The organism is Serratia sp. SSNIH1 (assembly GCF_002935055.1).
GTDB classification, from domain to species: Bacteria; Pseudomonadota; Gammaproteobacteria; order Enterobacterales; family Enterobacteriaceae; genus Serratia; species Serratia nevei.
Genome location: NZ_CP026383.1, coordinates 3,346,590 through 3,359,979, shown reverse-complemented (window position 1 = coordinate 3,359,979; position 13,390 = coordinate 3,346,590). Strand labels below are relative to the sequence as shown.

Here is a 13,390-nt window from a genome sequence, read left to right as displayed (position 1 = left end):
ACAAAAAGAAATCAACAACATAGTTACCGGTAACATTTTGCGTCGGGCAAGCCCTCTGTTTGAGGGGCTGCGCCAGGTCAGAAAAAAGTCGACGAGGGACGCAGAAAGGGGATAAGACTGTTATCCGTAAATATTATTGATGTATCTGTGGGCGGAAAGGTTAAGGCGGGATAGCGTCAGGTTTCGCTTTCGTGGGCACTTTTGGGGCCGGTTTTAGCGCATCGTCCCGATGCGCTGCTTGCCAGCCAGGGAGGGGGATTTATTGCCGCCGCAGGTTTAATGAATGTTAAGACCGTAGACGAACAGCCACGAAAACAGCAGCGCCAGCAGGCATGCCATAAAAACGATGGAGATCATTTCCTTCACAACTTCATTCCTTTTCCCGGTGAGCTAAATTTACTTCTCTTTGTTTTTGCGCGAAATTTTAGATCGGTATGGGTAAAAATCCTAGTTTTAATCCCGATTTTTTGCTTTGCGCGCTGCGTGGATAGGCCATGGCGATGCCGGGAAATCGCGTGCGTTAACCCGTCGTAGCTATTGCCGAACGCCGCGAGCCTGACTGTATAAAATGAGGACTGCGTGACGTCGCCGGTAGCAAGGCGTGCCCCTTAAGGGCTGCAGTTCATCTGTCTATAGCGCTTCCCTATGATGAAGGAGTCGGCAATGAGCACAAAACCCACTATCGTGCTGGTACACGGATTCTGGGGCGGCGCCGCGCACTGGAGTAAGGTCATCCTCGAGTTGTCGCGCAGGGGATATTTGGCTATGCCAGCGGGGGGCATGCTTTGCGGGTTTCCCATGCCGAAGAGGCGGCGGGATTGATGGACGAAGCGGCCGGTTTTGAATAAAGCCAGGGCAGGAAGGTAATCTGGCTAAAAGGTGACGGTCTGCACCTTCGCTGTCTATTACGCCGGGCTAAAGAGCCGGCGTAATAGGCGCTTATTAAGGATAAGGGTTGATATCGCTATCAAGGGTAATAATGAGCATCATTACTAACACCACGAGGGTGGCAATAATGGCGTAGATTTCCGCCTTGCGCATATCGCCTTAACGCCCGTTGACGCCGATCATTTCTATTGCTGCACGATGCAGTCTCTGAAAATAATCATCGGACTGTTTTTCCACCTCCTGGATAAGGCAGGCGAGCAGATTCTGTTTGGTTATCGGCTTGTTGGCGGTCAGCACCAGCAGCACGCTTTTGCCGAGCAGGCAGCATATTTGCTTATGGTATTCATCAACATCTTGCTTGTTGAGGCCATAGAGAGTGTAGTCGATCATAATGTCTAACCTGCTGACAGGTAAATGCCCGCCGTGGCGGGCTGAGAAGCCATGGAAAAATAAAATGAGGCAAATTTCGCTTAGGAAAGGACTTAAGCGATGAGGTAACGATAACTGAATGGGAATATTCCTATCAAGCCGTGCGGGCCTGGAGGCGAAGGTTTAGGAATAACCTCAGAAGAAAGAATGGAAAGTGGCCGTCAGCACCTGAGCACGTATTTGTTAGGGATCTTTGTAAAGGTACTTTTTCCTTTTGCGTTATTTTTTGCCATCCGTGCATCCACTTGGCGCCCCTCATACGTATATCAGTAATGAGCGACACTTCCGCTCCGCTTACGTTGAGGACTTAATCATGAAAACGCTTATCTCCACTATCTTCACCGGCTCATTACTGTTCAGCGCCGCAACCCTGGCCGTTGCCGCTGATTCGGCATCCGTGATGGTTGGGGGGGCTGCGATGTACCCCTCAAAAAACATTGTGCAAAATGCGCTGAATTCAAAAGATCATACCACGCTGGTCGCGGCGGTTAAAGCTGCCGGCTTGGTCGACACCTTGCAAGGCAAAGGACCTTATACGGTCTTTGCGCCAACGAATGCCGCATTCGCCAAATTGCCGGCCGGTACGGTGGATAATCTGCTAAAACCTGAGAACAAAACTCTGTTGACCAGCGTGTTGACCTATCACGTCGTGGCGGGGAACTATGACATGAAAGCGCTGGAGAGAAAAATTGAGCAAGGCGGAGGACGGGCGGAACTCAAAACCGTCAATGGTCAGTCGCTATGGTTTATGAATAACGGCCCGCATAATATTCAGATCAAAGATGCTAAAGGCGACGTCGCCAACATCAGCACCTATGACGTGCGGCAGCAAAACGGTGTAATCGACGTTATTGATACCGTACTAATGCCCAAGTAATGCCTATACTCGAAATGGGCAAAGTTTAACCCCTTTAGGGATGGCATGGATCACTCGTTGAAAGAAAACCAGATAATGTGCTTAAAGGCGATCGCTAATGGCGATCGCCGAGCATTTGAACGCTTGTACAGTTCGACATCGTCATGTTTGTTCGCCATTGCGCTACGCATGTTGCGTAATCGCCAGTGGGCGGAAGAGGTTATGGTCGACGGTTTTCTTACCGTATGGCAGCGTGCCGGGGATTATGATCCGGCCAAGAGCTCGCCTATGACATGGCTTACTCACATTATAAGGAATCGATGCATTGATGGATTGCGCAGCCGGCAGGGACGCCATGCCGAACTGGAAGAAGAATATAGTGACCAAATCCCTCAGTCGGAAAATGAAAATCTGGATGATGAGGGAGAGCAGGCGAAAAAGCTAAATGACTGTTTGAAGCATCTGACTTCTGAACAACGGCAAAGTATTGTTCTGGCATATTATCAAGGGATGTCGCACGCGGATATCGCTGATTGGTTGCAGCAACCGCTGGGTACGGTAAAAAGCTGGGTCCGCAGGGCGCTAGCGCATCTGAAGGATTGCCTGGGCCTATGAACAGACGCAAAAGTGATGACATGTTGGCTGCAGAATATGCGCTTGGCACGCTCAGAGGGTATGCAAGGTTGCATTTTGAGCGCCGTCTGAAATCGGATAGCGTTTTGGCGACCCAGGTTGGAAAATGGCAAAATATGTTGTCGGGGCTGGATATTGGTATAACGCCGATACCTCCCCCCGAAAGCGTTTGGAAAAAAATTGAATTAAATCTGCCTCGATACGCTTCGCCCCGACGGCGCGGACGAAATTATATTGCATGGGGGCTTGCGGCAGGATTAGGCGTATTGAGCCTGAGCTCGTGGTTTTATTGGCGTACGCCTGAGTTGAAACCGTTAGTGGTCCTGAACGGAACACATCAAGGGACGTGGGTTGTGAGTTCAGATGGCCAAAGAAAAATTGTTCGTATAACCCCCTTAGGCCTGGCCGCTATTCCTGACGGGAAAAGTCTTGAACTATGGCTGATTCCCGTTGGCCATAAGCCCGTTTCAATTGGACTTGTGAACGCGAAGAACGTGAGTCAGTTTTATTTGGCAGATGCAAATTTAGTGAAAGGAACAACGATTGCCATTAGCCTGGAGCCATTAGGCGGCTCACCGAACCAACAGCCGACGGGCCCCGTGTTGTATTCAGGTGAGTTGCCACTTTGATTGACGCAGGCTGTATCCCGCAGAAATAGCATTTGAGTTCGTTGAGAATAAAAAAACGGCCGGGCATATGTTCTCCGGCCGTTTTATGATTACACGGTTTGCTTGCGAAACAGTTCGCGGAATACCGGATAAATATCGTCCGGTTCGCGGATATGCTGCATGGCGAAGTTGTCGAATTTCGCCTGCAGATCCTCATATTCGCGCCACAGCGTTTGATGAGCGCGACGAGTGATTTCTATATAGCTGTAATAACGCACCATCGGCAGGATCTTCTTCGCCAACAGCTCATGACACAGCGGTGAATCGTCGGCCCAGTTGTCACCGTCCGACGCCTGCGCGGCGTAGATATTCCATTGCGCCGGGTCGTAGCGCTCTTCGACGACGTCGTTCATCAGCTTCAGCGCGCTGGAGACGATGGTGCCGCCGGTTTCTTGCGAATAGAAGAACTCCTGTTCGTCCACCTCTTTCGCCTGGGTGTGGTGGCGAATATAGACTACCTCGACGTTTTTGTAGGTACGGCTCAGGAACAGATAAAGCAGAATGTAAAAACGTTTGGCCATGTCTTTGGTCGCCTGATCCATCGAGCCGGATACGTCCATCAGGCAGAACATCACCGCCTGGCTGGAGGGTTCCGGCCGGCGCTCGTAGTTTTTGTAACGCAGATCGAAGGTGTCGATAAACGGCACGCTTTCGATTTTCTTGCGCAGTTCGGCAATCTCTTTGCGCAGCCGTTCTTCTTCCAGCAACTGCACCGGTTCAGTGTTTTCCAGCTGGTTCAACTCGTCTTCCAGTTCGTGCAACGCGCGCCTTTTCCCGGCGGTCATGGCGGTACGCCGCGCCAGCGAGTTTTGCAGCGATCGCACGACGCTGATGTTGGCCGGCACACCGTTGGCGGTATAGCCTGCGCGGTGGGTTTTGAACTCGGTCAACTGCTTGTACTGGTTCTTTTTCAGGTTGGGCAGGGCAAGATCTTCGAACAAAAGATCGAGATACTCGTCTTTGGAAATCTGGAAGACGAACTCATCCTGGCCTTCACCGTCCTGGCTGGCGTTGCCCTGGCCGCCGCCACCGCCTGATCCGCCCTGAGGCCGCTCAACGCGATCGTTCTGCACGAAGTGGTCGTTGCCCGGATGTACCCGATGGCGCGTGCCGCCGCGCCCCTGATGAAACATCGGTTCGTTGATATCGTCAGTGGGGATGGAGACCGATTCCCCGCTGTCTACGTCGGTGACCGAACGCTTGTTGATGGCTTCGGTAATCGACTGTTTGATTTGCGACTTGTAACGACGCAAGAAGCGCTGGCGGTTCACCATGCTCTTGTTTTTGCCGTTCAGCCGTCGGTCAATGAAATAGGCCATACTTCCCCCAAACGACGTTGCCAACTCTTCATGTCCCGGCCGCTGCAGCGCAATGTGCAGCCCCTCCGTGGGCTGCGCTGCAACGTCCATGACTGTGGACATGGCCCTGATAATGCCGCTTACCTGAGGCGTTATGAGGATTTTCTGACCCGCAGATACCATTCACACAGCAGGCGCACCTGCTTACGGGTATAGCCTTTCTCCATCATACGGTCGACGAAGTCGTCGTGTTTTTTCTGCTCGTCCGTCGAGGTTTTGGCGTTGAACGAAATCACCGGCAACAGCTCTTCGGTATTGGAGAACATTTTCTTCTCGATCACGGTGCGCAGCTTCTCGTAGCTGGTCCAGTTCGGGTTACGGCCGTTGTTATTGGCGCGGGCACGCAGCACGAAGTTCACGATTTCGTTACGGAAATCTTTCGGGTTGCTGATTCCGGCCGGCTTTTCAATTTTCTCCAGCTCGGCGTTCAGGGACTCACGATCGAACAGCTGACCGGTATCGGGATCGCGATACTCCTGATCCTGAATCCAGAAGTCCGCGTAGGTCACGTAGCGATCGAAAATGTTCTGTCCGTATTCCGAGTAGGATTCCAGATAGGCGGTCTGGATCTCCTTGCCGATAAACTCGGCGTATTTCGGGATCAGGTAGCCTTTCAGGTGCTCCAGGTATTTCTCGGCCAAATCCTGCGGGAACTGTTCGCGTTCGATTTGCTGTTCCAGCACATAGAACAGGTGCACCGGGTTAGCCGCCACCTCGGCGTGATCGAAGTTAAACACTCGCGAGAGGATTTTAAAGGCGAAACGGGTGGAGAGGCCGTTCATACCTTCGTCAACCCCGGCGTAGTCGCGGTACTCCTGATAGGACTTGGCCTTCGGATCGGTATCCTTGAGGCTTTCGCCGTCGTACACGCGCATTTTCGAGTAAATGCTCGAGTTTTCCGGCTCTTTCAGCCGCGACAGCACGCTAAACCGCGCCAGCGTCTCCAGGGTGCCCGGCGCGCAGGGCGCGTGGGTCAGCTCGCTGTGGTCCAGCAATTTGTCGTAAATCTTGATCTCTTCCGACACGCGCAGGCAGTAAGGCACCTTGACGATGTACACGCGGTCGAGGAACGCTTCGTTGTTCTTGTTGTTGCGGAAGGTCACCCATTCGGATTCGTTGGAGTGCGCCAGAATAATGCCGTTGAACGGCAGGGCGGAGATGCCCTCGGTACCGTTGTAGTTACCTTCCTGGGTCGCCGTCAGCAGCGGGTGCAGCACCTTGATCGGCGCTTTGAACATCTCGACGAATTCCATTATCCCCTGGTTGGCGCGGCACAGGGCACCGGAGTAGCCGTAGGCGTCCGGATCGTTCTGCGCGTGGTTCTCCAGTTTACGGATATCCACTTTACCGACCAGCGCAGAGATGTCCTGGTTGTTCTCGTCGCCCGGTTCGGTTTTGGCGATGGCGATCTGTTCCAGAATGGAAGGGCGCACTTTCACGACTTTAAACTTGGTGATGTCGCCGCCGAACTCATGCAGGCGCTTCGCCGCCCACGGCGACATGATGGTGCCGAGATAGCGACTGGGGATGTTGAACTCTTTTTCCAGGATCGAGGCATCTTCCTGCGGATTGAACAGGCACAGCGGATGATCGTTGACCGGGCTGCGTTCGCCGTTGGCGCTGAGGGTATAGATGGGCACGCGCTGCATCAGCGCCTTCAGGCGTTCTGCCAGCGAGGATTTACCGCCGCCCACCGGGCCGAGCAGGTACAGGATCTGTTTCTTCTCTTCCAGGCCCTGCGCGGCGTGTTTCAGGTAAGAGACGATCTGTTCGATGGCCTCTTCCATGCCGTAGAATTCTTCGAAGGCCGGATAGCGTGCGATCACGCGGTTGGAGAACAGGCGCGACAGGCGTGATTCTAGCGCAGTGTCGACCATCACAGGTTCACCGATAGCCATCAGCAGACGTTCGGCCGCGTTGGCATAGGCACTGCGATCTTGCCGGCAAATGGTAAGAAATTCCTGCAGTGTGAACTCTTCGTCCTTGGCAGCTTCGTAGCGCTGGCGATAGTGGTCAAATATGTTCATGATGCCCGTCCTTTCGTTATTAGCACAGGTTAAAGAGAGCGTGTGATAGTGTTCTGGCTCCCGAAAGATGAGAATACGCCTGAGTACAGCAACCCGTATGCCAACTTGGTGCGCTTATTATCGCGAGTTGCGCTGTATGCCACTGGGCCCAGGATAAATTCACCTTCTGATTTAAGCTTAGTTTGCTTGCCGGAAAATTTCCTGCCGTAGAAAAAGCTTTTTTTAAGTCATATCAATGACTCAGTTATTACCGTGCGAGCCAAATGCCTTGTCTGGCGCGGCCTGCGGGATGAAACGTCATCGTTCCGCCATGATTAATTCATAATTCCGCTATAAGTTATTCGATCTTGGTCGTTTTCTATTGTAAAGATTAGGCGCGTAACTAAATTTTCACATAAACTGTTGCAGCTATTAACCCTGTAATTTATGGAAAAAGAACCAGTGAAGATTTCAAAACTCAAAACGCTAGCAATTATCGCTTCCGCAATGGTTTGTGCGCAAAGTGCTCAGGCGGGAACCTGGTCACTCGGCGCTGCCGCGCTGGTTAGCCCGGACGCGTATCGTGGTTATCAGGACCGCGTTTATCCGGTGCCCGTTATTGACTATGAAGGTGACGACTTCTACTTCCGTACTCTGACCGCCGGTTACTACCTGTGGAAGGATCAAGAAAACCAGCTGAGCATCATGGGTTACTACACGCCATGGGGCTACCGTCCGGGCGACAGCGACGACGATCGCATGAAGCGTCTCGACAAGCGCCGCGGCACGCTGATGGCCGGCCTGGCCTACTCGCACAACGCCGAGTGGGGCACTCTCCGCACCACCTTCACCGGCGACACGCTGAACAACAGCAACGGCCTGGTGGGCGATGTGACTTACCTGTACAAGTTTAATCTGGACGCGCTGACGCTGGTCCCGGGCGTGGGCGTGATGTGGAACAGCAAGAACCAGAACAAATATTACTATGGCGTCAGCGCCAATGAATCGCGCCGCAGCGGCCTGGACAGCTACACCCCAGGCGATAGCTGGGCGCCGTATCTCGAGCTGAGCGCCAATTACCAGATCAACAAAAGTTGGAATGCCTTCTTCGTTGGCCGCTATGTGAAGTTGTCTGATGAAGTGAAAGACAGTCCGATGGTGGATAAATCCTACACCGGTTTGTTGATGACGGGTGTGAGCTACACCTTCTAATCACGCATTGCACGATCATCGTGCATGGCGTGCATCAAAAAGGGGCGCTGGCGCCCCTTTTGCACATCTGTGGTGCGCTGCCGCGCACGGCTTTTCAGGCTTTCTTACGGCTGCGGAAGGTCACGCCCAAACGGGCCGGTTGTTCGCCGGCGGCGACCAGCGGTTTACTGACGCGCCCGGTCTCTACGCAGACCATGGTCTTGTAACCGTCGTTCGGCATATCCCCCATGCTGCAGGAGAGCTCTACGCCCGGGTTCCAGGCGATAACGTCACTCATATGATGGTGGTGAACCTCGATGGTGCGCGCGAGCGCCGGATCGCGGATCTGGCTGAAGGCCTCCGGGCGGGTGTAGACGCGGTCGGTTTGGCCGACGAAGGTCACTTCGCCCGCCTGGCGCGCCTCAGCGCCGCCCGCCACCTTGTCGATATAAGGCTCGCCTAGGCCCGCCACGCTGACCCGATCGATGTCGCCGACCTGGAAGTAGCTGTGCAGCGCCGCTGTAGCCTGATAATCGCCGTGCGATTCCAGCTCGATCTCGCACTCCGCACCCAGCTTGAAGCGGGCAATCAGCGTGAAGGCGTGCGGCCATAGTTTGCGGGTCTGCTCATTGTCTTTCAGGGTAAAGGTCAGGATGACGCCGTTGTCATCTTCATCGTGCGCCGTCAGGCTCCAGGACTGATTGCGGGCAAAACCGTGGGAGGGTTGCGCTACCGGGCCGAACCACGGCCAGCAGATCGGCACGCCGCCGCGGATGGCCTTGCCTTTGGCGAAGGGGGTATTGCTGCTGAGCCAAATCACCGGCTGCTCACCGCTGGGCTGCCAGGCCAGCAAATGGGCGCCTTGCAGCGCGACGGCCGCGCGCACTTTCGGGTGCGACACCACAACCACGCCCAGTTCATCGAGTTGACGCTGGCTGATGTAAGGCGAAATCTGTTCGGAAACGGGCAGGGTGAAAATTTTCTCGTTCATTTCATTACCTTAATGTTTGCCGGAGAGACAAATAAAAAAGGGCGACAAAAATGTCGCCCTCATTATCAGCTTAACATCATGCCATTACTTGGAGATGTGAGCGATCAGGTCCAGAACTTTGTTGGAATAACCGGTTTCGTTGTCGTACCAGGAAACCAGTTTCACGAAGTTGTCGTTCAGTGCGATACCGGCTTTGGCATCGAACACGGAAGTCAGCACTTCGCCGTTGAAATCGGTGGAAACCACGTCGTCTTCAACGTAGCCCAGAACGCCTTTCATAGAACCTTCAGCGGCATCTTTGATGGCTTTCTTGATTTCTTCGTAGGTAGCTGCTTTTTCCAGACGCACGGTCAGGTCAACAACGGATACGTTAGGCGTCGGTACGCGGAACGCCATACCGGTCAGTTTGCCTTTCAGCTCTGGCAGAACAACGCCAACCGCTTTCGCTGCGCCGGTAGAAGAAGGGATGATGTTCTGGGATGCGCCGCGGCCGCCACGCCAGTCTTTGTGGGACGGGCCATCAACGGTTTTCTGAGTTGCGGTGGTCGCGTGAACGGTGGTCATCAGGCCTTCAACGATACCGAAGTTGTCGTTGATGACTTTAGCCAGTGGCGCCAGGCAGTTGGTGGTGCAAGAGGCGTTGGACACGATGTCCTGGCCGGCATATTTGTCAAAGTTGGCGCCACGCACGAACATTGGGGTCGCATCTTTGGATGGGCCAGTCAGAACGACTTTTTTAGCGCCAGCGGTGATGTGTTTACGTGCGGTTTCGTCGGTCAGGAAGATACCGGTCGCTTCAGCAACCACGTCAACACCCACTTCGTTCCACTTCAGGTTAGCCGGGTCTTTCTCTGCGGTAACACGGATGGTTTTGCCGTTAACAACCAGGTGGCCGTCTTTAACTTCTACCGTACCGTTGAAACGGCCGTGGGTAGAGTCATACTTCAGCATGTAAGCCATGTACTCTGCGTCCAACAGGTCGTTGATTGCAACGATCTCGATGTCAGAACGCTCTTGAGCAGCACGGAAAACAATGCGACCGATACGGCCAAAACCGTTGATACCTACTTTGATAGTCATATATTCCACCAGCTATTTGTTAGTGAATAAAAGGTTGGTTGTAAAATTACAAAAACCTTACCCAGCGTCAAGCGGAATCGTGTCAATTCTTGCGGCAAGTCAAACCGGAAGGGTGGTTTTGCACGCTTATTGCACAGTCCATTTGCGCTCGGCCTCATCCGTTATATGGGGACAAGCCGCCAAGTATAAAGTCAGCATACGCAAGATGTGTGATCGCTATCACATATCATCGTGACGTGGCCTTTATGGGCTACAGTTTAGGCCAAAAATCCCTGCAGCGGTGTTAATTTTTTGTTATTATTAATCATTGTTTTCGTTGACATTATCCACATTCAGAGATAAGCACAAATGGCTAAAGAGACAACCCCCGGTCATCCGGTCACGGAACTGAATGAAATCCAACGTTATGTGACGCAACAGCGCGGCACCGAAGCGCCGTTCAGCGGCAAATTGCTGCACAATAAGCGCGAGGGCGTGTACCATTGCCTGTGCTGTAACCAGCCGCTGTTCTATTCCGAAACCAAATACGATTCCGGCTGCGGCTGGCCGAGCTTTTATGAGCCGGTTTCCGCCGATGCAATCCGTTATCTTGATGATAATTCACATAATATGCACCGTGTTGAAATCCGCTGCGGCCATTGCGACGCGCACCTGGGGCACGTTTTCCCCGATGGCCCGCAGCCGACCGGCGACCGCTATTGCGTCAACTCCGCCTCGCTGAGTTTCACCGATGGCGAAAATGGTGACCAAACGGCCGGCTAAGTGGTAATTTAACCAACAAAATCGATTCAGCAAATTATTCATCCGTAAGCGAGAAGGGCTCTGATGGACGTGAAAGATCTGATTGCGGCGATGACGCCCGAGATATACCAGCGCCTGGTACAGGCGGTTGAGCTGGGCAAATGGCCGGACGGCGTGGCGCTGACGCCGGAGCAAAAAGAAAACAGCCTGCAGGCGGTGATGCTGTGGCAGTCGATGAACAACGTCGATCCGCAGCACATGAGCATCGGCACCGACGGGCAGATCGTGATGAAGAGCAAGCAAGAGCTGAAACAGCAGTTCGTTGCCGAGCCGCTGGCCAAACTCAAACCGCAGTAAGGTTGTCCTAAAGCGGGGCGATGACGCCATCGCCCCGTCGGTTCACCGTTTTTCACCCTTGATACCCAGCGATTCCGCCAGCTGCTGCGCCAGCCGGTTGTTATCGTCCGCGCCGTACTCCCAGAACATCGCCCCTCCCAATCCCTGGCTTTTGATGTACTCGGCCTTGATGGCCACCGAACGCGGGTTCTCGTAGGAGATAGCGAACAGCGGTTTGCCTGCGGCGGATTGCAGCGTCAGGTAAGGTACTTTGGCGTCGTCATCCCAGTGCTCGCGAAAACGATGCTGCGGATCGTTGAGCAATTTGCTGACGATATCGTGGTATTTAAAGTAGGTGTCTTTGCCGAGATCCAGCCCCAGCGCGTTGAACAGGGCGGTTTCGCGCGTGCTGAAGTATGGCTGCGTCACCGGATGTTTGGCGGCGTCCGGCTTGTCCCAGTCGATGCCCGCCTCGGTCGCCCGCTTCGGTACCCGGCCGTAGAAACCGATGCCCAGGTTCATCTGTGCCGGTTTCAGTCCGGCAGCCAGATAATTCTTTACCACGAAATCGGCGCTGTAACGGTCGGCGGCCGCCACGGTTGGCCAACGCTTTGAATCGTAAAGGTTGGCATTGAAATACTGCGTGCCGTAAGCCATGTCGTAGGTCATCAGATTAATGTAGTCGAGGTAAGGGGCAATGCTTTTCATATCGACCCACTCCTGCGGGCTTTTGACGTTGGCCCCGACGGCGATAGTTAACAGCTTGCCTTTACCCAGCGCCTGGTGAAGCTCTTTCAGCAGCAGGGTGAAGTTGTCGCGGTCTGCCGGTTGGCTTTCCACCAGTCCCCAGGCGCCGTTGACCGGATATTCCCAGTCCAGATCGATACCATCCAGCTGATACTGTTCGATCACCTGCAGCGCGGAGCGGATGAATATCGCCCGGTTTTCCGCAGTCGCCGCGGCGGCGGAGAAGCCCCGTGCGCCCCAGCCGCCGACCGACAGCAGCACTTTCAGCTCGGGGTTCTGTTTGCGCAGCACCGGCAGCCGCTGCAGATCGGCCGTTACCTTCGGCGACAGGTAGATCTGGTGGCGGCGAGCGGGGTCTTTCAGCGCCGCATTGGCTTCGTCTTTCTCGCCGTTGTAGATCAGACCGAACGAATAGTTGAGGTGGGTGATTTGCGTGACGTCCAGCTTGTCGATGTCGCCACCGGGGCCGGCGGTGACGTCGCCGCCGCCGTTGAAGTAGCCGACGGAGAGATAAGCCGCCTGAGCCGTGCCTGCGCCGGCCATAGCCAACTGCACCGCCGCCAGTAAAGGCAGCAGTTTTCGGGTGATTTTCATGTCTTTCTCCTTGGGTCGGCAAGGCCGACCGTACCGCCAGAGGCGGTCACAATAAAGCCGGGCTCAGCGGGCCCCGGATGCGTATAACCGATTGACGCCGAAAGCGTCGCAGTCATAACAGCAAAAGCGCCTGCCGGTCACAAGCCGTTGGGGAAGAAGAAGGGCGGTATTGTGAGCGGCGTCGATATTTTCGCCGCCGCTCAGAGAGAGCGCCGGTGGCGCCCCGGAGGATTTAGTTGGCGAGAAATTGTGACAGGGTAACCAGTTGCGCACCGGCGCGCGCCATGTCCTGCAGCGCCCGCCCGCTGTCGTCCGGCTGCAGATTCACGCCGCGGCAGCCGTCGACGATCACCTGCGTTGGATAGCCGGCAGCCAGCGCATCCAGTACGCTGAACTTGACGCAGTAGTCGGTCGCCAGGCCCATGATTGCCAGCCGCTGGACGCCCTGCGATTGCAGCCAGCCGTGCAGTTCGGTCTGTGCACGGTGGCCGTTATCGAAGAACGCGCTGTAGCTGTCGATGTCCGTCTCCTGCCCTTTGCGAAAAACGGCATTGATATGTTGCCGCTGCAACCGGGGGTGAAAATCGGCACCGTGGCTCCCTTGCACGCAGTGCACCGGCCACCACACCTGCGGCAGGCCCTCCAGCTCGCCGAGGGTGCCGACCTGCGCATGGGAATTCACCGCAAAGCTGCGGTGATTGGCGGGGTGCCAGTCCTGGCTGGCCACGACCGGCTCGCCACGCGCCAAACAGGCAGCGATCGCCTGATTGGCAACCGGGATGACGGCGTCGCCCGCCGTGACCGCCAGCGCGCCGCCGGGGCAAAAATCGTTTTGCAGATCGATCAACAACAGGGCCGTTTTCATCGCCGCT

Annotated in this window: 13 protein-coding genes; 6 read left to right on the top strand and 7 right to left on the bottom strand. The window is 54.7% G+C overall.

Translation table 11 applies throughout. The features are described from left to right. Positions 1-1,047 precede the first annotated feature (1,047 nt). Complete coding sequence (locus C3F38_RS16160) at positions 1,048-1,278, bottom strand: hypothetical protein (protein WP_038877195.1); 231 nt, start codon at positions 1,276-1,278, stop codon at positions 1,048-1,050. A gap of 352 nt (positions 1,279-1,630) precedes the next feature. On the opposite strand from C3F38_RS16160, the gene C3F38_RS16155 reads away from it, so the two are divergent. From C3F38_RS16155 to C3F38_RS16145, 3 genes are read left to right on the top strand one after another with little or no spacing between them, the layout of a single operon-like run. Then, complete coding sequence (locus C3F38_RS16155; RefSeq protein WP_038877198.1) at positions 1,631-2,194, top strand: fasciclin domain-containing protein; 564 nt, start codon at positions 1,631-1,633, stop codon at positions 2,192-2,194. A gap of 45 nt (positions 2,195-2,239) precedes the next feature. After that, on the top strand, positions 2,240-2,788 hold the full coding sequence (locus tag C3F38_RS16150) for an RNA polymerase sigma factor (protein WP_038877201.1): 549 nt from the start codon (positions 2,240-2,242) through the stop codon (positions 2,786-2,788). Beyond that, on the top strand, positions 2,785-3,435 hold the full coding sequence (locus C3F38_RS16145; RefSeq protein ID WP_071605359.1) for an anti-sigma factor domain-containing protein: 651 nt from the start codon (positions 2,785-2,787) through the stop codon (positions 3,433-3,435). The genes C3F38_RS16150 and C3F38_RS16145 overlap by 4 nt, the downstream gene beginning before the upstream one ends. Before the next feature lie 89 nt (positions 3,436-3,524). Here the strand turns inward: C3F38_RS16145 and C3F38_RS16140 are convergent, their stop codons facing one another. After that, entirely contained in the window at positions 3,525-4,793 is a 1,269-nt protein-coding gene (locus C3F38_RS16140; RefSeq protein ID WP_104456921.1) for a YeaH/YhbH family protein, read from the bottom strand. A gap of 131 nt (positions 4,794-4,924) precedes the next feature. Then, positions 4,925-6,859: a protein kinase YeaG gene (gene yeaG, locus C3F38_RS16135; protein ID WP_004932230.1), complete on the bottom strand. Its 1,935-nt coding sequence runs from the start codon at positions 6,857-6,859 to the stop codon at positions 4,925-4,927. A 426-nt stretch (positions 6,860-7,285) separates the two neighbouring features. On the opposite strand from yeaG, the gene C3F38_RS16130 reads away from it, so the two are divergent. Next, positions 7,286-8,050 carry a MipA/OmpV family protein gene (locus C3F38_RS16130; RefSeq protein WP_038877206.1) on the top strand — a complete coding sequence of 255 codons (765 nt, stop codon included), beginning with the start codon at positions 7,286-7,288 and terminating at the stop codon, positions 8,048-8,050. A gap of 94 nt (positions 8,051-8,144) precedes the next feature. Here the strand turns inward: C3F38_RS16130 and C3F38_RS16125 are convergent, their stop codons facing one another. Further along, a complete protein-coding gene (locus C3F38_RS16125; RefSeq protein WP_055312647.1) occupies positions 8,145-9,020 on the bottom strand; it encodes a D-hexose-6-phosphate mutarotase in 876 nt (291 codons plus the stop codon). 84 nt (positions 9,021-9,104) lie between these two features. Further along, positions 9,105-10,100 (bottom strand): glyceraldehyde-3-phosphate dehydrogenase, encoded by a 996-nt coding sequence (gapA, locus tag C3F38_RS16120; RefSeq protein WP_004932222.1) that lies wholly within the window; start codon positions 10,098-10,100, stop codon positions 9,105-9,107. A 348-nt stretch (positions 10,101-10,448) separates the two neighbouring features. Here gapA and msrB point away from each other — a divergent pair, with 348 nt between their 5' ends. Both msrB and C3F38_RS16105 read left to right on the top strand, forming a co-directional pair. Further along, a complete protein-coding gene (gene msrB / locus C3F38_RS16110; RefSeq protein WP_004932219.1) occupies positions 10,449-10,862 on the top strand; it encodes a peptide-methionine (R)-S-oxide reductase MsrB in 414 nt (137 codons plus the stop codon). Positions 10,863-10,925: 63 nt separating this feature from the next. Continuing rightward, a complete protein-coding gene (locus tag C3F38_RS16105; protein WP_033634809.1) occupies positions 10,926-11,198 on the top strand; it encodes a YeaC family protein in 273 nt (90 codons plus the stop codon). Positions 11,199-11,240: 42 nt separating this feature from the next. On the opposite strand, the gene C3F38_RS16100 is transcribed toward C3F38_RS16105, so the two are convergent. Further along, the gene (locus C3F38_RS16100; protein ID WP_055316735.1) at positions 11,241-12,518 is read right to left on the bottom strand and encodes a glycoside hydrolase family 18 protein; all 1,278 of its coding nucleotides are present in this window, start codon (positions 12,516-12,518) and stop codon (positions 11,241-11,243) included. Between the two features lie 232 nt (positions 12,519-12,750). Continuing rightward, a complete protein-coding gene (gene pncA / locus C3F38_RS16095) occupies positions 12,751-13,383 on the bottom strand; it encodes a bifunctional nicotinamidase/pyrazinamidase (protein ID WP_055316733.1) in 633 nt (210 codons plus the stop codon). Positions 13,384-13,390: the final 7 nt, after the last annotated feature.